The organism is Paraburkholderia caffeinitolerans (assembly GCF_902859945.1).
Lineage (GTDB): Bacteria > Pseudomonadota > Gammaproteobacteria > Burkholderiales > Burkholderiaceae > Paraburkholderia > Paraburkholderia caffeinitolerans.
Map to the genome: position 1 here is coordinate 70,129 of NZ_CADIKL010000009.1, position 19,806 is coordinate 89,934.

Sequence of the window (19,806 nt, forward strand, 5' to 3'; positions counted from 1 at the left end):
AGCCTTCAGGTCTTCACGGCTTTACGACACGGTGCGATTGCGCACGCGTTCCGGCGAGAGCACGGTCGGCAGCGCCTTGGGCAGCGTGTTCGGCCAGTCGCGGCTGTAGTGCAGGCCGCGGCTCTCGCGGCGCGAGCGCGCGCTTTCGACGATCAGCGACGCCACGTCGACCAGGTTGCGCAACTCCAGTAGATCGCGTGTCACGCGGAAGTTCGCGTAGTACTCGAGAATCTCGTCGCGCAGGAGCGCGATGCGATGCTGCGCGCGTTCGAGGCGCTTGTCGGTGCGCACGATGCCCACGTAGTTCCACATGAGGCGGCGCAGTTCGTCCCAGTTGTGGGCGACCACCACTTCTTCATCGGAATCGGAGACCCGGCTTTCGTCCCAGTCGGGCAGCGGGGCGTGCGCGCCCGCGCCGAAGCCCTCGGCTTCGATCGCCTCGGCAGCCGAACGGCCGATCACGAGGCATTCGAGCAGCGAGTTGCTGGCAAGCCGGTTGGCGCCGTGCAGGCCCGTGTACGACGTTTCGCCGACGGCGTAGAGCCCCGCGAGGTCGGTGCGCCCGGCCAGGTCGGTCACGACGCCGCCGCAGGTATAGTGCGCGGCGGGCACGACAGGGATGGGCTCTTTCGCGATGTCGATGCCGAACTCGCGGCAGCGCGCGAGGATCGTCGGGAAGTGCTCTTCGAGGAACGCCAGCGGTTGATGGCTGATGTCCAGATGCACGCAGTCGATGCCGTGCTTCTTGATCTCGAAGTCGATCGCGCGCGCGACGATGTCGCGCGGCGCAAGCTCCTCGCGCGCGTCGTGCGCGGGCATGAAGCGCGTGCCGTCGGGCAGGCGCAGCAGGCCGCCTTCGCCGCGCACGGCTTCGGAAATCAGGAAGGACTTGGCGTGCGGGTGGAACAAGCAAGTGGGGTGGAACTGGATGAACTCCATGTTCGCGACCCGGCAACCCGCGCGCCAGGCCATGGCGATGCCGTCTCCGGTGGCCGTGTCGGGGTTGGTCGTGTAGAGGTACACCTTGCCCGCGCCGCCCGTGGCCAGCACCGTGTGCGGCGCCTGGATCGTTACCGTGCGGTCGTTCTTCAGATCGAGCGCGTAGAGTCCGTGGCAACGGCGGCCCGGCAGGCCGAGACGGTCGGACGTGATGACGTCGATCGCCTGGTGATCTTCGAGGATCGTGATGTTCGGGTGCTGTCGCGCGCGTTCGAGCAGCGTTTGCACGACTGCATGGCCGGTCGCGTCGGCGGCGTGGATGATGCGCCGGTGGCTGTGGCCGCCCTCGCGCGTGAGATGGAAGCCGAGTTCGGCGGCGGCGTCCTTCGTGAACGGCACCTCCTGGCCGATCAGCCATTCGATGGCCTCGCGGCCATGCTCGACGATATAGCGTGTGGCGGCTTCCTCGCACAGGCCGCCGCCGGCGACGAGCGTGTCGTCCACGTGGTTTTCCACGCTATCGGCCGAATCGAGCACTGCGGCTATGCCGCCTTGCGCGCGGTCGCTTGCGCCTTCGGTCATTGCGCGCTTGGCGATCAATACCACGCGGCGCGAATCCGCGAGGTTCAGCGCAACACTCAGTCCCGCCAGTCCGCTGCCGACGATCGCTACATCGAAATTCATGGTCCTGCCTCTCCGTCTCTCTTGTTCTACCTGGTGAAGCGGGAAGCATACTCCGAGAGGGGAGCGAACGAAAAGCCGCACTTGTGGCGCAAAAAGAAAAACCCCGCCAAAAGGCGGGGTTTTTCTGTCTTCGTCAGGCTCGAAACCCGATCAATTACTTGATCTTGGTTTCCTTGTACTCGACGTGCTTGCGAACAACCGGGTCGAACTTCTTGATCGACATTTTTTCCGGCATGTTGCGCTTGTTCTTCGTGGTCGTGTAGAAGTGACCCGTGCCTGCGGTCGACTCGAGCTTGATCTTGTCGCGGATACCCTTGGCCATGATTTACTCCTTACAGTTCGCCGCGTGCGCGCAGGTCTGCGAGCACGGAATCGATGCCGTTCTTGTCGATCAGGCGCAGGCCTGCGTTCGAGATGCGCAGACGCACCCAACGGTTTTCGCTTTCAACCCAGAAACGGCGATTTTGCAGATTCGGGAGGAAACGGCGCTTGGTTTTGTTGTTTGCGTGGGAAACGTTGTTGCCGCTCATCGGCGCTTTCCCAGTGACTTGGCATACACGTGCCATGAGACACTCCTACGGAAATTCTGAGTTCGAGAGCCGCTTAAGTTTCCCAGGCGAGAAATGGCCGGAATAAGAGCGCGCTCACGTATGGATGAGAGACAACCTCGAACCCAGGCCGTATTTCCCCTGGAACGCCGCGACGGGCTTCGGAACAGGGTTGGAAATAGGCAAACCGGAATTCTAGCAGGAAAATGCCTGGAAAATCAAACGCGATTTACGGATGACGTGGTGGTGCCGTACGACACCCGGCACAGGAAAATGGGTGGGGACGCCGTGGCGTCAATCGAGACCGTGCTGGGCAAACGAAAACGTCTCCTGCGTGCCGATGATCAGGTGGTCCACGAGCTGCACTTCCACGAGCGCGAGGGTTTCGCGCAGCACCCGCGTGAGGCGCCGGTCGCTCGCGCTCGGCTGGACCGCGCCCGACGGATGATTATGCGCGACGATCAGGCTTGCCGCATTGAGCATCAAGGCGCGTCGCACGATTTCGCGCGGGTACACCGCCATGCGCGTGAGCGAGCCGCGCGTGCTTTCCTCGGTGCGGATCAGCCGGTGCCGCACGTCGAGAAATAGGCACACGAACACTTCGTAGCCGCGCCCGCCGATCAGCAGGCGTAGATAGTCTTCGACCGCGCCGGGGGAATCGATCAACGGTTTGTCTTCCAGTTGCTCGGCAAGTGCGCGGCGGGCGAGTTCTAGCACCGCCACGAGCTTCGAGGCTTTGGCCGGCCCGATGCCGCGCAAACCTTCGAATTCCTCGCGCTGGGCGTCGAGCATGGCGCGCAGCGATCCGAAATGCGCAAGCAGCGATCTGGCAACGTCGAATACGTTGTGGCCCCGCAGCCCCGAGCCAAGCACGAGCACGACCAGTTCGAGGTCGGAGAGCGCGGACGGACCGGATTCGCGCAGGCGTTCGCGCGGCATTGCGCGGCGCTGCGCCGCAGTGTGCTCGCTGCCCGTGACCAAAGCGGTCGGGGGTGTTCGCACCGCGTCGCACGCAAAAGCGGGCGGAGCGCCGCCCGCGCCGGAAGCGGCGCCGTCGCGCCAAAGCGGCTTGTTACAGGCGATTTCGAACATAGGATCTCCTCGCGCCGGGCGGGGCGTATGACCGCCGTCCAGCAACCATGTGGCTTACAATACGGGTTTTCCGACCGCAGGAAGGCGGCCGGACCGGCCCCTTGAGGGCGCCTTCCGTGCGCACGCGTTGCGCTCGCGACCAGACGAAAATGAGTACCGCATGAGCATCATCGACATCTCCGAGGTGAAACCCGGTTCCCACGTCACCCTGAACTACCGGCTTTCGCTTGCCGACGGCACCGAGATCGTCAATACGTTTGCCGACCGCCCCGCCACGCTGCTGCTGGGCGTCGGGCAGCTTTCGCCGCCGCTGGAGAACATTCTGATCGGTCTGAAAGTGGGGCACCACTCCACCTTTCAGCTAGAACCCGGCGTCGCTTTCGGCCAGCGCAACCCCGACCTGATCCAGCGTATCTCGCTCAAGACGTTGCGCGACAATGCGGTGATCGGCGAGTCGTTCAACCCCGGCGACCTCATCGAGTTCAACGCCCCCGACGGCGGCCGCTACGCCGGCGTGCTCAAGGAGGTGAACGACAGCTCAGCGCTGTTCGATTTCAACCACCCGCTCGCAGGCCAGGCGGTTGCGTTCGAAGTGCAAATCATCGGAATCCTTTAAAGCCCATGACCACGGACACGTCCCAACTCTCCGATGCAGAAATCCTGCTCGCCCAGCCGCGCGGGTTTTGCGCCGGTGTCGACCGCGCCATCGAGATCGTCGAGCGGGCCATTCAACTGCATGGCGCGCCCATTTACGTGCGCCACGAGATCGTCCATAACGCCTACGTGGTTGAAGACCTGCGCAAGAAAGGCGCGATCTTCATCGAGCAGCTCGACGAAGTGCCGGCCGGCAACACCGTCATCTTCAGCGCCCACGGCGTGTCCAAGGCCGTGCGCGCCGACGCCGAGGCGCGCGGCCTGCGCGTCTACGACGCGACTTGCCCGCTTGTGACCAAGGTGCACGTCGAAGTGGCGAAGATGCGCGACGAAGGCCTCGACATCGTGATGATCGGCCACAAGGGACATCCGGAAGTTGAAGGCACGATGGGCCAGGTGCGCGAGGGCATGTATCTGGTCGAGGATATCTCCGACGTGGCCGCGCTCACCCTGCGCGACCCGCAGCGCGTGGCGTTCGTCACGCAGACCACACTCTCAGTGGACGATGCGGCCGATATCATCGCCGCGCTCAAGCAACGTTTCCCCGATATTCGCGAGCCCAAGAAGCAGGACATCTGCTACGCCACGCAGAACCGTCAGGACGCGGTCAAGTTCATGGCGCCGCAGTGCGACGTCGTGATCGTGGTGGGCAGCCCGAACAGCTCCAATTCGAACCGTCTGCGCGAAGTGGCCGAAAAGCGCGGCATTCCCGCCTATATGGTGGATGCGCCGGACCAGATCGATCCGCGCTGGCTCGAGGGCAAGCGCCGCATCGGCCTGACAGCGGGCGCGTCGGCGCCCGAGGCGCTCGCGCAGCAAATCATCGAGCGTTTGCGTGAACTGGGCGTGCGCAATGTGCGCGCGCTCGAGGGTATCGAAGAAAGCATTGCATTTCCGCTGCCAAGAGGGCTTGGGCAGTCGGCCTGATACCGGACCTTGTCTCCGGTTCCAGAAGAAAGCGCACTGATGGTGCGCTTTTTTTATGGCCGCGAAATGATTAAATAGGGATGCATCTCGCGAAGTGTGAGGTAAACCTCGTTGTTTCGGCCTGGCCGTATTAGTGTTTTCGCTAAAGGGCCGGGCCGAATTTCATGGTGTGACCCCTGTTTTCGGGTAGTTTGGCCTCTCACAATTCTCTGCGCACCGATTCGATGCGAAATCTCAATAACTACTTAAATCCAGACGACGATTAAGGCAATGCCCACCTGGTAAGGCGTCGCGCCAGGCTGAAACAACACTTGATGCACGCGGGGCAGGTTTTTGGTGCAACTGATGCACTGAAATATGGCGCAACCATGGGTGCAACCTATGTCACCTTCCTATTTCAAAAAGAGGTTGCAATGCAGGAAAACCCTGTCGGTTCAACAATATTGCCTGCCGCATAATTGGCGTTACAATGCGCGCGTTCTGGGGGCCGAATGTCCTTGTGAGGCCCTCCAGGCAAGCATTTCGGAAGGCGCAGGAGACCTGATTAATGGAAGTCGAGTTTGCTTTTGCCGCGCCTTCGGCGGCTGCGGTTGCAACGCACCAGACGTGGTTCGTCCGCAGTGTCGAAGCGGGCACGAGCGCAATATCGATCCTTGCGCCGAAGCAGGGGGTCATGACGTACAACGCACGCAAGGCTGGCCGCAAGGTCCGCAGCGCAGGCGTTGCTGCGAATGTGACAGGCAGTTGTTGAACCCGACGGCACCGAACCATCCGACGGTGCCGTTTTTGCATCCGCTTCCGGCGAGCCTGCCGCTGCAACACAGCAGCAAAGCGAACTGGGTGTGGCCAACCTTTACCGGTCTTTTACTTCAGTACCCGAGAGTGTCGTTGCGGTTCCGTAAAACATCGCCCACCGGCCGATGACGAGCGCGAATCCGGTCGCACGGGCAAAGGAGCATTAAATGGATATTTTCATCCAGCAGATCCTGAACGGGCTGGTGCTTGGCAGCATCTACGCCATCATCGCGCTGGGCTATACGATGGTGTACGGGATTCTGGGCATCATCAATTTCGCGCATGGCGACGTGCTCATGGTCGGCGCGATGGTTGCGCTTTCCGCGATCAACGTGCTGCATAACCACTTCCCGGGCCTCGGGAATATCCCCACACTGTGCATTGCGCTCGTGGTTGCCGCGATTGTTTGCGCTTTGGTCGGGTACACGATCGAAAAAATCGCTTACCGGCCGCTGCGGCGCGCACCGCGTCTCGCCCCGCTGATCACCGCCATTGGCGTGTCGATCCTGCTGGAAACGCTCGCGATGATGATCTGGTCGCGCAACCCGTTGGCCTTCCCGCAACTGATCTCGACCGACCCGATCAACGTGATCAAGGCGACCGACACGGGCGTCGGCGCGGTGATCTCGCCGACCGAAATCGTCATCATCGCCGTCGCGTTCATCGTGATGGCGGGTCTGCTGCTCCTCGTGCACAAGACCAAGCTCGGCCGCGCGATGCGTGCGATCGCCGAAAATCCGAACAACGCGAGCCTGATGGGCGTGAACCCGAACTTCGTGATCTCGGCCACCTTCATGATCGGCTCGGCGCTGGCTGCGCTGGCCGGCGTGATGATCGCCTCCGAATACGGCAATGCGCACTTCTACATGGGCTTCATCCCCGGCATGAAGGCGTTCACCGCGGCGGTGCTCGGCGGTATCGGCAACCTTGGGGGCGCGATGGTCGGCGGCGTGGTGCTCGGGCTCATCGAGCAGCTCGGCGCGGGCTACATCGGCGGCCTGACGGGAGGGGTGTTCGGCAGTAACTATCAGGACGTGTTTGCATTCATCGTGCTGATCGTCGTGCTCGTGTTCCGTCCGTCGGGGCTGCTGGGCGAACGTGTCGCGGACCGCGCATAACAGGGGGTAGCACAACATGACTTCCATTCAACCGATCGAGCCGTCGACGACGCTCATCCCCGAAAAGAACACGGCGAAAACGCTCACGGTGGGCATCGTGACCGCCATCGTCGTGGCCTCGCTTCCGTTCGTAGTGGGCGCCGCGGGCGGCAACTACTGGGTGCGCGTGCTGGACTTCGCGATGCTCTATGTGATGCTCGCGCTAGGCCTGAACGTGGTGGTGGGCTTCGCCGGCCTGCTGGACTTGGGCTACATCGCGTTCTACGCAGTGGGCGCCTACGTTGCCGCGCTGCTGACCTCGCCGCACCTCACGAACCAGTTCGAGTGGATCGCGCACATGCTGCCGAACGGCATGCATACGCCGTACTGGATCGTCGTGCCAATCGCGATGGGGGTTGCGGCGCTTGCGGGCGTCCTGCTCGGCGCGCCGACGCTGCGTCTGCGTGGCGACTATCTCGCGATCGTGACCCTCGGCTTCGGGGAAATCGTTCGTATCTTCATGAACAACCTCGACCGTCCGGTGAACATCACTAACGGGCCGCAGGGCATTACGGGCGTGGCACCGCTGCACGTCGCAGGCATGGATCTTTCGCAGCCGCATACGGTCTTTGGCTTCACGTTCACGTCGGTGTACTGCTACTACTACGTGTTCGTGATCTGCGCGCTGTTCGTGATCTGGGTGTGTACGCGTCTGCAACACTCGCGCATCGGCCGCGCATGGGCCGCGATTCGCGAAGACGAAATCGCCGCCAAGGCTATGGGCATCAACACCCGTAACGTGAAGCTGCTCGCGTTCGCGATGGGTGCGTCGTTCGGTGGTCTCTCGGGCGCGATGTTTGGCGCGTTCCAGGGCTTCGTCTCGCCGGAATCGTTTACGTTCTGGGAGTCGGTCGTGGTGCTCGCCTGCGTGGTGCTCGGCGGCATGGGCCACATTCCGGGCGTGATTCTGGGCGCGGTCCTGCTGTCGATCTTCCCCGAGTTCCTGCGCTCGACCATGGGCCCGTTGCAGCACATGCTGTTCGGCCATCAGATCGTCGATACCGAAGTCATTCGTCAGCTGCTCTACGGCCTAGCGATGGTCGTCATCATGCTCTACCGCTCGGAAGGCTTGTGGCCTGCCGCGAAGCATGAAGACAAGATTGCGAAGATCGCGAAGCGCACCAGCAAGAAGCCGGTGCGCGCCTAAACGACAGGACGGGAGAACTGAATATGAGCGACAAACCAATCCGCCTGTCGGTGAAGGGCGTGAACAAACGCTTCGGCGGCCTGCAGGCACTCTCCGACGTGGGCCTGCAAATCGAGTCGGGCACCATCTACGGCCTGATCGGCCCGAACGGCGCGGGCAAGACCACGTTCTTCAACGTGATCACGGGCCTCTACACGCCGGACTCGGGAGAATTCCGGCTCGACGGCGACACCTACACGCCGACCGCTGTGTATCAGGTGGCGAAGGCCGGCATCGCGCGCACGTTCCAGAACATCCGCCTGTTCGGCGGCATGACCGCACTGGAAAACGTGATGGTGGGGCGTCACGTGCGCACGAAGCACGGCCTGCTGGGCGCGGTGTTCCAGACGCCGGCCGAGCGCAAGGAAGAACGCGAGATCAAGGAACGTGCGCTGGAACTGCTCGAATACGTGGGCATTGCGCAGTACGCCGACTACACCTCGCGCAATCTCTCGTACGGCCACCAGCGCCGCCTGGAAATTGCGCGCGCGCTCGCGACCGATCCGAAGCTGCTCGCGCTCGACGAGCCGGCTGCCGGCATGAACGCGACCGAGAAGGTCGAACTCACGCGCCTGCTCGACAAGATCCGCGCCGATGGCAAGACCATCCTGCTGATCGAGCACGACGTGAAACTGGTGATGGGCCTGTGCAACCGCATGACAGTGCTCGACTATGGGAAGGTGATTGCCGAGGGCCTGCCGCACGACGTGCAGAAGAACCCGAAGGTGATCGAGGCATATCTGGGCGCAGGAGTTCACTGATGGCTACACCGGTTCTGAAAATCAAGGGCCTGCAGGTCAATTACGGCGGCATTCAGGCGGTCAAGGGCGTGGACATGGAGGTCCAGCAGGGCGAGCTCGTCACGCTGATCGGCGCGAACGGCGCCGGCAAGACCACCACCATGAAGGCGATCACGGGCCTGAAACCGTACTCGGCGGGCGACATCGAATACATGGGCCAGTCGATCAAGGGCGTGCCGGCACACGAGCTTCTGAAGCGCGGCCTGGCGATGGTGCCGGAAGGGCGGGGCATCTTCGCGCGCATGTCGATCATCGAGAACATGCAGATGGGCGCGTACCTGCGCAACGACAAGGACGGCATCCAGAAGGACGTCGACCGCATGTTCGGCTTCTTCCCGCGCTTGAAGGAGCGCGCGTCGCAACTCGCGGGCACGCTTTCGGGCGGCGAACAGCAGATGCTGGCGATGGCGCGCGCAATCATCAGCAAGCCGAAGCTTTTGTTGCTCGACGAGCCGTCGATGGGTCTCTCGCCGATCATGGTCGAGAAGATCTTCGAAGTGGTGCGCACGATTTCGGGCGAAGGCATCACGGTACTGCTGGTGGAGCAGAACGCGCGGCTCGCGCTGCAGGCGGCGAATCGCGGCTACGTGATGGACTCGGGTCTCGTGACGATGGAAGGCGACGCGAAGCAGATGCTCGACGATCCGAAGGTGCGCGCGGCGTATCTGGGTGAATGAGTTTCAGCGGTCCACGTGGCCGCGAAAAAACGAAAGCCGCATGGACTTCGAAGTCCATGCGGCTTTTTTATGGCGTGACGATTAGAGCGCCGGTTGTTACGCGTTTGTTTCCGATTCCGGCATGTCGAGCCGCTTGCCGAGGCTCACCACCGCGTCGGCGCGAAAGCCGAGCGCGTCGTAGAACGCGAGCACGTCGGGCTTGCTGCTGAGTACCTGGAGATTGAGCTTCGGACATCCCATCGAGGCCAGCGCCTGTTCCGCATGCCGCACGAGGCGCGTGCCGATGCCAAGGCGCCGTGCATCGTGCGCCACGGCGAGCGAATAGAGCCAGCCGCGATGGCCGTCGTAACCCGCCATCACCGTGCCGATGACCGCGCTGCCTTCGCCATCCTCGTCGCGCACGGCTACGAAGAATAGTTCGGGCTGCGTACCAAGCTTGTTCGCGATCGACAGGCGCGGATCGCGATGCGGCCGGCTCGCGTCCCTGTACTCGGGGAACGCGTCCAGCCACAACGCGAGCACGGCTTCGGTATCGGCCACGGCGAAGGTGCGGATCGAAATGGACACGGGGCGCTTTTTTTGCGTGCTGGTCGTGTACTTACAGCGAATCGAGCACCGTGCGCAGCATCGCCATCATCTGGTCGATCTCTTCGTTCGTCACGTTGAGAGCGGGCATGAAGCGCAGCAGGTTCGGGCGCGCCGCATTGAGTAGCAGACCGTCCGGTTGCATGAGGCGCGCCTTCTCGACGATTTCCGGACCGATGTCCTTGCCGAGCAGCAGTGCGCGCAGCAGACCTTCGCCGCGCTCGCCCTCGAAGCCGCGCTCCGCGGACAGTTCGAGCAGCTTCTCGCGCAGATACTGACCGCGCGCACGCACGCCCTCGAGAAAGCCCGGCGCAACCAGTTGCGAGATCACCGAATAGCCCACGGCCGTCATCAGCGGGTTGCCGTTGTACGTGCCGCCCTGGTCGCCGGCTTCGAACACGGTGATTTCCTGCTTCGCGAGCAGCGCCGCGAGCGGCACGCCGCCGCCGATGCCCTTACCGAGCGTCATGATGTCCGGCTCGACGCCCGAGAGCTCGTAGGCGAAGAGGGTGCCCGCACGGCCGCAGCCGCTCTGTACTTCATCGACGATCAGCAGAATGCCGTGCTTCTTCGTGAGCGCGCGCAATTCCTGCATGAATTCGCGCGTGGCGGGAATCACGCCGCCTTCGCCCTGGATCGGCTCGAGCATCACAGCGACGGTCTTGCCCGTGATGAGCTTTTCGACCGAGGCGATGTCGTTCAAGTCGGCCTTCGGGAAGCCCGGCACTTGCGGCGCGTAGATTGTGTCCCAGCCCGGCTTGCCGCTTGCCGACATGGTCGCGAGCGTGCGGCCGTGGAAGCTGTGGTCGAACGTGATGATCTCGTAGGCGCCGTCGCGGTACTTCTTGCCCCACTTGCGCGCGAGCTTGATCGCGCCTTCGTTGGCTTCCGCGCCGCTGTTGGCGAAGAACACCTTGTCGAAGCAGCTGTGCTCCGTGAGGAGGCCCGCGAGCTTCGCCATCGGCTCGTTATAGAACGCCGGCGACGGGTTGATGAGCACGCGCGCCTGCTTTTCCACGGCCTCGATCATGCCTTCGTTGCAGTGTCCGAGGCTGTTCACGGCCCAGCCCTGGATGAAGTCCAGATATCGCTTGCCTTCGTTGTCGTACAGCCACGACCCCTTGCCATGCGTGAAAACGATTTCGGGCCGGTTGGTGATGTACATCAGCGACTCGATCGGGTACTCGGAAAAATTCATGGCAACGGGCTCCACGCTGGGACTGCAATGAGGGTTGGAAAGAAGCTGTCAAAACCGGCAGACAAACAAAAAGCCACGGACTGGCCGTGGCTTTCGTGATTCGAACTACCTGTGCGTTGCGGGTTCAATCCGTGTGCAACGCGCGTCCTCGAACTGACTAAGCCAGACCCTGGGGAAGGGGCGAGCGGCGACGTCGAAGGGCGGACAGGATGGAGTTCATGGGCGCAAGAATACGACAAGGGCGGCGGCGCTGTAAACCGTCAATGTGGCGAATGGCTTTGAATAACTCCGGCCGGCCGAAGAAATTTTTGTGACGGCCGGCCAGCCCATTCGCCCGGGGACGCTGCTCAGACGGGGTTCGCGAGGTCCGCGGCGCTCGTGAACGAGTCCGCAAAGAACTCGTCTTCGGGCAGGCCGTGATGTTGCGAGAAGTCGCGCTGCGCCGACTCCACCATTACCGGCGCGCCGCATGCGTAGACCTGGTAGCCGGAGAGGTCGGGCAGGTCCTCGATCACAGCGCGGTGCACGAAGCCCGTGCGGCCGGTCCAGTTGTCGTCGGCAGAGGGCTCGGAGAGCACCGGCACGAAGCGGAAGTTCGGGATGTCCTTCGCCCATTGCTCGGCGAGGTCCAGCAGGTACAGGTCCTTCTTCTGGCGCGCGCCCCAATAGAGTGTCATCGGGCGGTCCAGGTTCTGGTGGACCGCATGCTCGACGATCGCCTTGAGCGGCGCGAAGCCCGTACCCGAAGCGAGCAGCACGATGGGTTTGTCCGAGTCCTCGCGCAGGAAGAAGGTGCCGAGCGGCGCCTCGAAGCGCAGGATGTCGCGCTCTTTCATTTGCGTGAACACGTGGTCGGTGAACTTGCCGCCCGGCATGTGGCGGATGTGCAGCTCGAGCGGGCCTTCCGCATGCGGCGCGGTGGCCATCGAGTAACTGCGGCGCGTGCCGTCCTTGAGAATGAATTCGAGGTACTGGCCGGCGAGATACTGCAGGCGCTCGTTGGCGGGCAATTGGAGCTTCAGGACGATGACGTCGTCGGCCTTGCGCTCGATTGCGGCGATGCGCGTGGGCAGCTTGCGCACCTGCATGTCGCCCACGCCCGCTACTTCGCGGACGTCGATTTCGAGGTCGGTTTGCGCCGTCGCACAGCAGAAGAGGGCCATGCCGCGCGTCTTCTCGTCGTTCGAGAGCGCCGAAGCGGCGTGTGCGCGCTGCTCGACCTCGCCGCTGCAGACCGTGCCCTTGCACGAACCGCACGCACCGTTCTTGCAGCCGTACGGCAGGCCGATGCCCTGGCGCAACGCCGCGTTGAGGATGGGTTCGTCGGGTTCGACCTGGAACTGCCGGCCACTTTGCTTGAGCGTTACGTTGAAGACCATATTCGAGAAAGCGTGAGTCTGAAATCCGAGGGATTGAGCCGGGTTTGCCTCGTTTGGCCGATGCCCGGTACTGCTTGGGCCGTCGCCGGCGGCTAAAATGGGTCCACTATGTTTGCTACACGAACCTTGCGCCGCGCGCGCATCCTGATTGTCGGTTGCGGCGATGTTGGCCTGCGTTGCGTCGCCCAGTTGCAGGCGCGGCGCGGCCGACCGCGCATCTTCGCGCTCACACGCCGCCCGGAGCAGGCCGGGACGCTGCGCGCCGCGGGCGCGGTGCCGGTTGCCGGCGACCTCGACGTGCGCGCGCGTCTTGCGCGCCTCGCCGGGCTCGCGAGCATCGTGCTGCACCTCGCGCCGCCCGCCAGGGACTGCGACGACGACCTGCGCACCCGCAGGCTGATTGCGGCGCTCAAGGCGCGTCGGCGCTCCGTGGCGCGATCGGCTCAAAGCGGGGCGTCGGGCCGCCTGGCCGCAGGCGCGCGCGCCTATGCGCCAAGGCCCGCATTACAGGCGGCATCGACGCATACATCGCGTCCGAAAGCATCCGCCATTGTACCCGAGCGTACCCGCCTCGCCGCCCGCGCCCACCTGGCTGATCCGGCTCATCCCACGCTTATCTACGCGAGCACCACGGGCGTCTATGGAGACTGCGGCGGCGCGCGCATCGACGAAACCCGCCCGGTGCGGCCCGCCAACGCTCGCGCGATAAGGCGCGTGGCGGCCGAGCGGCAATTGCGGCGCGCGACGGCGCGCGGTGCGCTCAAGGCGAGCATCGCGCGGATTCCCGGCATCTACGCCGCGAACCGGCTGCCGCTCGCGCGGCTGGAAAAGGGCACGCCGGCACTGGTCGAACCGGACGACGTCTACACGAGCCACATTCACGCCGACGACCTCGCCACCATTCTGCTGAGGCTGACCACGCACGGGCGCCCGGCGCGAGTCATTCACGCCAGCGACGACAGCGCGTTGAAGATGGGTGCCTATTTCGACCGCGTGGCGGACGCGTTTGGTCTCGCGCGCCCCCCGCGCATCGAGCGCGCGCAGGCCGAGCGGGAACTCGATCCGACGCTGCTTTCGTTCATGCGGGAATCGCGCAGGCTCGCGAACACGCGGCTCAAGCGCGAACTGTGCGTGCGCCTGCGCTATCCCGATGTGGATGCCTTTTTGCGCACGCTGCCGCCGCACCCGTGATCCCGGGCCGGCGGCATGGCGCAAGCGTGCCGTTCACGTGATTGCCGGCAGCGCTTCGAGCAAGAGGAAGCAGAACAGGGCTCCGATGAGCGCCCCGATCAGATTGGGATGGTATTGATGCCGGAAATGCATCGACGCCAGCAAGCCGCCGATCAGAATCGCCCCCAGCGCCATGAATGCCATCAACACGAATGAGATTTCGAATGTCCCGTTGATGATCATGATGCCCCTCCTTGCAACTTGTAATCGTTGTTTAGTCGAGTATAGGGCGGAAGATCGGGAAGGGCATGCTGCGGCGCGGCGCAACTAGGGGCAATTGGGCGCATGTGGGTGTGCGAGCGCACACAGGACCGGCCATGCGCCGCGCTCGCCGTGGTTTACCCCGTGTTGCGCAGCGCGTCGAGCGCGGCCGCGTCGAGCCATTTCCATGCGCCCGGCGCGAGGTCCGCGGGCAGCGCGAAGCCACCGATGCGCTCGCGATGCAGCGCCTCCACGCGGTTGCCCACGGCGGCCACCATGCGCTTGACCTGGTGGTACTTGCCTTCGAGCACGCTCAGTTCGAGCTCGCGCTCGCCACGCGCATGCGCGGCCACGGCGGCGCTAGGTTCGCGCTCGCCGTGCAGCAGGACGCCTTCGCGCAGCGAGCGCAGTTGCGCTTCGTCGAGCGCATGGCGCGTGGTGGCCAGGTAGACCTTGGGGACCTTGCGCTTGGGCGAGGTGAAGGCGTGCACGAACTGGCCGTCGTCGGAGAGCAGCAGCAGGCCGGTCGTGTCCTGATCGAGACGGCCTACGCATTGCACATTGCGCGCGGCGAACTGCGGCGGCAGCAGATGAAACACGCTCAGATGATGCTGCGGATCGCGCGAGCACTCGTAGCCCGCGGGTTTGTTCAGCGCGAGATAGGCGTGCGCATGAAACGGCCACGGTGTCCCGTCGACGCTGAACACGAGGCCGTCGGTATCGAAGGTGGCGAGCGGATCCGCGCAGGGTGCGCCAGCGACGGCTACCCGCGCTTCGAGAATCAGGCCGCGGCACTGGCGGCGCGTGCCGAAGCCTTGAGAGAAGAGAATGCTTTCGAGATTCATGGCGGGACGCCGACGGCTATAACCGCAGCATTTTAGCGAACGCCGGCGTGCCGCCTATGTGTACGCTCGGAGCGAACGCGTTTTTCGAGGCCGGCGACCGCGATGTCTGATGAGGGGGCGTGCCCCTATATGCGTTCGGATTGTGGTACTTCACAGCGCGTCTGGTGAGGATGGCGTAACGTAATGCGACTCACCGGCCGCCGCGTGCATCGCGCGCAGTGCCTGGCCGCTATCCAAGGCAAGGAGAACAGCATGGCGAAGACGATCGCGGACTTTCTGGCCAAGACACTCGAAGCGGTGGGCGTCGAGCGTATCTGGGGTGTGACGGGAGACAGTCTGAATGGACTTTCCTCGAGTCTGCGCAAGCTCGGCACGATCCGCTGGATGCACACGCGGCACGAGGAAGTCGCCGCTTTCGCAGCCGGTGCCGAAGCCGCCGCGACGGGCCGGCTCGCCGTATGCGCCGGTAGCTGCGGCCCCGGCAATTTGCATCTCATCAATGGCCTGTACGACTGCCATCGCAATCACGTACCGGTGCTGGCCATCGCCGCGCACATTCCGTCGACGGAGATCGGCCTCGGCTACTTTCAGGAAACTCACCCAACCGAGATCTTTCGCGAGTGCGCCCATTACGTGGAACTCGTGACCAATGCAGAGCAGTTTCCGCGCGTCCTCGCCACGGCGCTGCGCACTGCCATCGACCAGAAGGGCGTCGCCGTGATCGTCTTGCCAGGCGACGTGGCGCTGCTCGACGGGCCGGAGGAAGATCCCGTCTGGGCGCAGCACGCGCGGCCCGCGACGCTGCCGGCTTCGGCGGACATCGACCGGCTGGCGGACCTGCTCAACCGCTCGGAGGCCGTCACGCTGCTGTGCGGCAGCGGCTGCAAGGGCGCGCATGACGAAGTGGTGGCGCTCGCCGACGCTCTTGGCGCACCGACCGTGCACGCGCTGCGGGGCAAGCAATATGTCGAATGGGATAACCCATACGACGTGGGCATGACGGGGCTGATCGGCTTCAGCTCCGGCTATCACGCCATGATGTCGTGCGACACGCTCGTGATGCTCGGCACTGATTTTCCTTACCGCAACTTCTATCCGGAACACGCGAACATCGTGCAGATTGACCGCAATGCGGCGGCACTGGGCAAGCGCGCGCCGCTCACGCTCGGGCTGATCGGCGACGTGCGCGAGACCTTGCGCGCGCTCACGCCGCGACTCACACGCAAAACCGAGCGCCAGTTCATCAAACGCGCGCGCGAGCACTACGCGAATGCGCGCAAGGGACTGGACGACCTTGCGCGCCCGGCGGCCGCGGGCAAACCGCTGCATCCGCAGTATGTGACCTCGCGTATTGACGCGCTTGCGGCCGATGACGCCATTTTCGCGGTCGACGTAGGCACGCCCACGCTCTGGGCCGCGCGCTACCTGACGATGAATGGGCGCCGCCGCCTGCACGGCTCGTTCAACCACGGTTCGATGGCGAACGCGATGCCGCAGGCGCTTGGTGCTCAGGCCGCGCATGTTGGGCGTCAGGTGATTTCGCTTTCCGGCGATGGCGGCCTTTCGATGCTGCTCGGTGACATTCTCACGGCGCGCCAGCTCGATCTGCCGATCAAGATAGTCGTCCTGAACAATGGGTCGCTGGGTTTTGTTGCGATGGAGATGAAGGCGGGCGGCTACGTCGAGACCGGCACCGATCTCGTGGCGACCAATTTCGCCGATATCGCGAAAGGCGCGGGGCTCTTCAGCGTGCGCGTGGAGACGTCGGAAGCGCTCGATGATGCGTTGCGCGAAGCGTTCGCTCATGACGGCCCGGCGCTCGTTGATGTGGTGACGACCAAGCACGAACTGGCCATGCCGCCGAAACTCCAGTGGGCGCAGGCGAAGGGGTTCAGCCTTTATATGCTGCGCGCGGTGTTGAGCGGGCGAGGCGACGAAGTGGTTGAACTCGCGCAGACGAATTTGCGTTGACCGTGCGCGCTGTTAGTGCCGATTGGCGGATCCGGCACGCTAGATGCAAAAAACCCGCGAAGCTTTGCGCTGTCGCGGGTTTCCGTACTGCACCGGAACTTGCCGGAATATTCTTTGGTGCCTCGGGCCGGAATCGAACCGGCACTCCTTTCGGAACCGGATTTTGAGTCCGGCGCGTCTACCAATTTCACCACCGAGGCAGTTTCGCCGTCTGCCTTTGTAACAGACGCTCGAAGTAGCCGGATATTATGGCGCAAATTCCGGGATGCGGCAACTACCGGTGCCAACGGACACCTGCGAACAACGGCAGCCGCGCTCAGACCGTGCGAGAAAAGCGCTCCATCTTTTGGGCCCCGAGGTAGCTGTCGAACACCATCGCAATATTGCGCACGAACATGCGCCCGGCGGGCAGCACTTTGATGCGGTCGGAACGGCACGTCACGAGCCCGTCGGCTTCGAAGGCGCGCAGGCGCTCCAGCTCTGGCGCGAATTCGGCCGGGAAGCGCACGCCATAGGCGGCTTCGAACTCATCGAAGCGCAGCTCCAGATTGCACATCAGCTCAGTGATGATATCGCGGCGCAGACGGTCGTCAGCCGTGAGGCGCACGCCGCGCGTCACGGCGAGTTGCCCGGCGTCGATGGCGGCGCCGTAGCTCGCCAGGTCCTTGGCGTTCTGCGCGTAGACATCGCCGACCTTGCCGATCGACGAGGCGCCGAAGCCGATCAGGTCACACTCGGCACGCGTGCTGTACCCCTGGAAGTTGCGATGCAACGTGCGCTGCGCCTGGGCGCGCGCAAGCTCGTCGGTGGGCAGCGCGAAGTGATCCATGCCGATATAGACGTAGCCGGCCTCGGTGAGCTGCTCGACCACGAGCTGCAGCAGCGCGAGCCGCGTGGCTGGCGAGGGCAGCGTGGCGGGGTCCATCTGCCGCTGCATCTTGAAGAGCTGCGGCATGTGCGCGTAGCCGAATACCGAAATGCGCTCGGGCGCGAGCAGCAGCATCGTGTAGAGCGTGCGCTTGAAGCTGCTGACGCTCTGGTGCGGCAGACCGTAAATCAGATCGACGCTGATCGACTCGAAGCCGTTCGCACGCGCCGTGCTCATGACGTCGACCGTGAGTTCGAGCGGCTGGACGCGGTTGATCGCGCGCTGCACGACGGGATCGAAGTCCTGCACGCCGAGGCTCAGCCGGTTAAAGCCGAGCGTGCGCAGATGTGCGATGGTTTCCGCCGATGCCTCGCGCGGATCGATCTCGATCGAGTATTCGCCTTCGCTGTCGGGACGCAGCGCGAAGTGCTCGCGCGTGGCGGCCATCAGCGTGCTCATTTCCTCCAGCGAGAGAAAAGTGGGCGTGCCGCCGCCCCAATGCAGCTGCGAGACGGGCCGCTTTGTATCGAAAAGCGCCGCCTGCAGTTCGATTTCGCGCACGAGTTGTTGCACGTACGGTTTCGAGCGCTTGCGGTTTTTTGTCGCGACCTTGTTGCAACCGCAATAAAAGCAGACGGTGTCGCAGAAGGGGATGTGGAAGTACAGCGAGAGGTCGGTTTCCGCTGCGCCGGGGTCGGATGCTGCGCGCCGGTAGTGATCGAGGTCGAAATCTTCGCGGAACTGCAGCGCGGTGGGGTAAGACGTATAGCGGGGGCCGTTCGTGCCGTATTTGGCAAGCAGATCGGGGCGAAAGAGTAAGTCGGTGTCGCTCATGCGGGCTCTCAGGTGGGCGGCGCGGCACCCGCGATGCGCTAGATGGCATCCGGAGCGGGGCGTCTACAGCGCCTGACTAACTGAGTGTAAGAGTCGATTGGCCGAGTTGTTTGTGTAAAAAGGTCGCAGCGTGCGATGGCACAATGCGAACAGTCTTTTGCCGTGCCCGCATTTGGGCCGGTCTGGCGATGGTTTTTTTGAATCCGTAACAGTTTTGCTTCAGGAAGTCGTTGTGAGTGCAGGTTTCCTTCTTTCCGCGTCTGACCATGCATGCCGCCCCGGTTGCGGTGCGTGCTGTACCGCGCCGTCCATTTCCAGTCCGATTCCCGGAATGCCGCATGGCAAGCCCGCGGGCGTGCGCTGTGTGCAGCTCGACGAGGACTTGCAGTGCAAAATATTCGGTTCGCCGCTGCGCCCCGCGTGCTGCTCGGGTCTCCAGCCGCAGGCCGAAATGTGCGGCGAGTCGCGAGAGCAGGCACTCGTCTGGATCGAGCGCCTCGAAGCCGCCACCAGACCGTAGGCGCGCGCTGGAACCCGCTGTAACCCGATCCCGCTGTTGTTCCGCCGTTGTTCCGAAGTTGATCATTAAGGAGGTTTCGCATGATCCGACGCGCGCCGCGCGCCTTTTCCCCTTCGCGCAACCCGGGCAAGCCTCGCGCCACCCGAAGGGCTTTCGTGCTCTCCGCCTGTGCGGCGGCCTGCGCGGCCATGTCGCTGGGCGCTTGCGCGTCCGGCATCTTTCCTTTTATCCCCGATCACTACACCTTTTCGCGGCAGCAGGTGCAGGACGCGGTGCAGCGCAAGTTCCCGTATCACCGCTCGGTGCAGCAGCTTTTCGACGTCACGCTCACGAACCCGGTTGTCACCTTGCTGCCGGATCGCAATCGCGTGGCTGTGCGCGTCGACGCGCATCTCGAAAGTCCGCTGATGCAGGAACCGGTGAGCGGCGCGTTCACGCTTTCGAGCGAGCTCGCCTACGATGCACCGAGCCGCTCGGTCATTCTGAAATCGCCCACGGTGGACAGCGTCGATATGGCGGGCAGCGCCGCCGTCTACGCACAGCAGGTGAACGCCGTTGCCGCGATGGCTGCTACCCAGTTGCTGGCCAACTATCCCATTTACACGTTCAAGCCGGATCAGCTTCAGTTTGCCGGGGTGAATTACGAACCCGGTACAATCACCATCCTTACAAACGGCATACGTGTGCAGATCGTCGAGAAATAAGCGACGGGAAGC

General features: G+C 63.6%; 21 protein-coding genes and 1 tRNA gene. 11 read left to right on the plus strand and 11 right to left on the minus strand.

The window, feature by feature from the left end; genetic code table 11:
* Window positions 1–21 precede the first annotated feature (21 nt).
* The 4 genes from nadB to radC form a co-directional block, all read right to left on the minus strand.
* Complete coding sequence (gene nadB, locus HV773_RS11275) at window positions 22–1,623, minus strand: L-aspartate oxidase (RefSeq protein ID WP_129562651.1); 1,602 nt, start codon at window positions 1,621–1,623, stop codon at window positions 22–24.
* A 154-nt stretch (window positions 1,624–1,777) separates the two neighbouring features.
* Window positions 1,778–1,945 carry a 50S ribosomal protein L33 gene (rpmG, locus tag HV773_RS11280; protein ID WP_027817504.1) on the minus strand — a complete coding sequence of 56 codons (168 nt, stop codon included), beginning with the start codon at window positions 1,943–1,945 and terminating at the stop codon, window positions 1,778–1,780.
* Between the two features lie 10 nt (window positions 1,946–1,955).
* Entirely contained in the window at window positions 1,956–2,189 is a 234-nt protein-coding gene (rpmB, locus tag HV773_RS11285) for a 50S ribosomal protein L28 (RefSeq protein WP_027794135.1), read from the minus strand.
* Window positions 2,190–2,465: 276 nt separating this feature from the next.
* Complete coding sequence (gene radC, locus HV773_RS11290) at window positions 2,466–3,110, minus strand: RadC family protein (RefSeq protein ID WP_227875414.1); 645 nt, start codon at window positions 3,108–3,110, stop codon at window positions 2,466–2,468.
* A gap of 313 nt (window positions 3,111–3,423) precedes the next feature.
* Here radC and HV773_RS11295 point away from each other — a divergent pair, with 313 nt between their 5' ends.
* The 7 genes from HV773_RS11295 (at window position 3,424) to HV773_RS11325 (ending at window position 9,459) form a co-directional block, all read left to right on the plus strand.
* Window positions 3,424–3,879 (plus strand): FKBP-type peptidyl-prolyl cis-trans isomerase, encoded by a 456-nt coding sequence (locus HV773_RS11295; protein ID WP_129562649.1) that lies wholly within the window; start codon window positions 3,424–3,426, stop codon window positions 3,877–3,879.
* A gap of 5 nt (window positions 3,880–3,884) precedes the next feature.
* On the plus strand, window positions 3,885–4,844 hold the full coding sequence (ispH, locus tag HV773_RS11300) for a 4-hydroxy-3-methylbut-2-enyl diphosphate reductase (RefSeq protein ID WP_129562648.1): 960 nt from the start codon (window positions 3,885–3,887) through the stop codon (window positions 4,842–4,844).
* Window positions 4,845–5,391: 547 nt separating this feature from the next.
* Window positions 5,392–5,595 (plus strand): hypothetical protein, encoded by a 204-nt coding sequence (locus HV773_RS11305; protein ID WP_129562647.1) that lies wholly within the window; start codon window positions 5,392–5,394, stop codon window positions 5,593–5,595.
* 211 nt (window positions 5,596–5,806) lie between these two features.
* Window positions 5,807–6,757 (plus strand): branched-chain amino acid ABC transporter permease, encoded by a 951-nt coding sequence (locus HV773_RS11310; RefSeq protein ID WP_129562646.1) that lies wholly within the window; start codon window positions 5,807–5,809, stop codon window positions 6,755–6,757.
* 16 nt (window positions 6,758–6,773) lie between these two features.
* Window positions 6,774–7,943 (plus strand): ABC transporter permease subunit, encoded by a 1,170-nt coding sequence (locus tag HV773_RS11315; protein ID WP_129562645.1) that lies wholly within the window; start codon window positions 6,774–6,776, stop codon window positions 7,941–7,943.
* Between the two features lie 23 nt (window positions 7,944–7,966).
* Entirely contained in the window at window positions 7,967–8,743 is a 777-nt protein-coding gene (locus HV773_RS11320) for an ABC transporter ATP-binding protein (protein WP_129562644.1), read from the plus strand.
* Window positions 8,743–9,459: an ABC transporter ATP-binding protein gene (locus HV773_RS11325; protein WP_129562643.1), complete on the plus strand. Its 717-nt coding sequence runs from the start codon at window positions 8,743–8,745 to the stop codon at window positions 9,457–9,459. Before HV773_RS11320 ends, HV773_RS11325 begins: the two co-directional genes overlap by 1 nt.
* A gap of 96 nt (window positions 9,460–9,555) precedes the next feature.
* Here the strand turns inward: HV773_RS11325 and HV773_RS11330 are convergent, their stop codons facing one another.
* The 3 genes from HV773_RS11330 to HV773_RS11340 all read right to left on the minus strand — a co-directional run bounded on the left by HV773_RS11330 (window position 9,556) and on the right by HV773_RS11340 (window position 12,621).
* A complete protein-coding gene (locus HV773_RS11330; RefSeq protein WP_129562642.1) occupies window positions 9,556–10,026 on the minus strand; it encodes a GNAT family acetyltransferase in 471 nt (156 codons plus the stop codon).
* Between the two features lie 31 nt (window positions 10,027–10,057).
* Entirely contained in the window at window positions 10,058–11,242 is a 1,185-nt protein-coding gene (locus HV773_RS11335; protein WP_129562641.1) for an acetylornithine transaminase, read from the minus strand.
* A 347-nt stretch (window positions 11,243–11,589) separates the two neighbouring features.
* Window positions 11,590–12,621: a CDP-6-deoxy-delta-3,4-glucoseen reductase gene (locus HV773_RS11340; RefSeq protein ID WP_129562640.1), complete on the minus strand. Its 1,032-nt coding sequence runs from the start codon at window positions 12,619–12,621 to the stop codon at window positions 11,590–11,592.
* A gap of 108 nt (window positions 12,622–12,729) precedes the next feature.
* On the opposite strand from HV773_RS11340, the gene HV773_RS11345 reads away from it, so the two are divergent.
* Entirely contained in the window at window positions 12,730–13,812 is a 1,083-nt protein-coding gene (locus tag HV773_RS11345) for an NAD-dependent epimerase/dehydratase family protein (protein WP_129562639.1), read from the plus strand.
* Between the two features lie 33 nt (window positions 13,813–13,845).
* Here HV773_RS11345 and HV773_RS11350 read toward each other — a convergent pair whose 3' ends face one another.
* Window positions 13,846–14,034: a hypothetical protein gene (locus tag HV773_RS11350; RefSeq protein ID WP_035522202.1), complete on the minus strand. Its 189-nt coding sequence runs from the start codon at window positions 14,032–14,034 to the stop codon at window positions 13,846–13,848.
* A 155-nt stretch (window positions 14,035–14,189) separates the two neighbouring features.
* A complete protein-coding gene (locus HV773_RS11355) occupies window positions 14,190–14,897 on the minus strand; it encodes a pseudouridine synthase (protein WP_129562638.1) in 708 nt (235 codons plus the stop codon).
* 252 nt (window positions 14,898–15,149) lie between these two features.
* Between HV773_RS11355 and poxB the strand changes: the two genes are divergently transcribed.
* Window positions 15,150–16,868: a ubiquinone-dependent pyruvate dehydrogenase gene (gene poxB, locus HV773_RS11360; protein WP_129562637.1), complete on the plus strand. Its 1,719-nt coding sequence runs from the start codon at window positions 15,150–15,152 to the stop codon at window positions 16,866–16,868.
* 115 nt (window positions 16,869–16,983) lie between these two features.
* On the opposite strand, the gene HV773_RS11365 is transcribed toward poxB, so the two are convergent.
* Together HV773_RS11365 and hemN are read right to left on the minus strand one after the other, a co-directional pair.
* A tRNA-Leu gene (locus HV773_RS11365) sits at window positions 16,984–17,068 on the minus strand.
* Window positions 17,069–17,184: 116 nt separating this feature from the next.
* Window positions 17,185–18,570 (minus strand): oxygen-independent coproporphyrinogen III oxidase, encoded by a 1,386-nt coding sequence (gene hemN / locus HV773_RS11370; RefSeq protein ID WP_129562636.1) that lies wholly within the window; start codon window positions 18,568–18,570, stop codon window positions 17,185–17,187.
* Between the two features lie 232 nt (window positions 18,571–18,802).
* Here hemN and HV773_RS11375 point away from each other — a divergent pair, with 232 nt between their 5' ends.
* Both HV773_RS11375 and HV773_RS11380 read left to right on the plus strand, forming a co-directional pair.
* Window positions 18,803–19,090, plus strand: a complete 288-nt coding sequence (locus tag HV773_RS11375; RefSeq protein ID WP_129562635.1) for a YkgJ family cysteine cluster protein — start codon at window positions 18,803–18,805, stop codon at window positions 19,088–19,090.
* Window positions 19,091–19,170: 80 nt separating this feature from the next.
* The gene (locus tag HV773_RS11380; RefSeq protein ID WP_129562634.1) at window positions 19,171–19,794 is read left to right on the plus strand and encodes a DUF1439 domain-containing protein; all 624 of its coding nucleotides are present in this window, start codon (window positions 19,171–19,173) and stop codon (window positions 19,792–19,794) included.
* Window positions 19,795–19,806 lie beyond the last annotated feature (12 nt).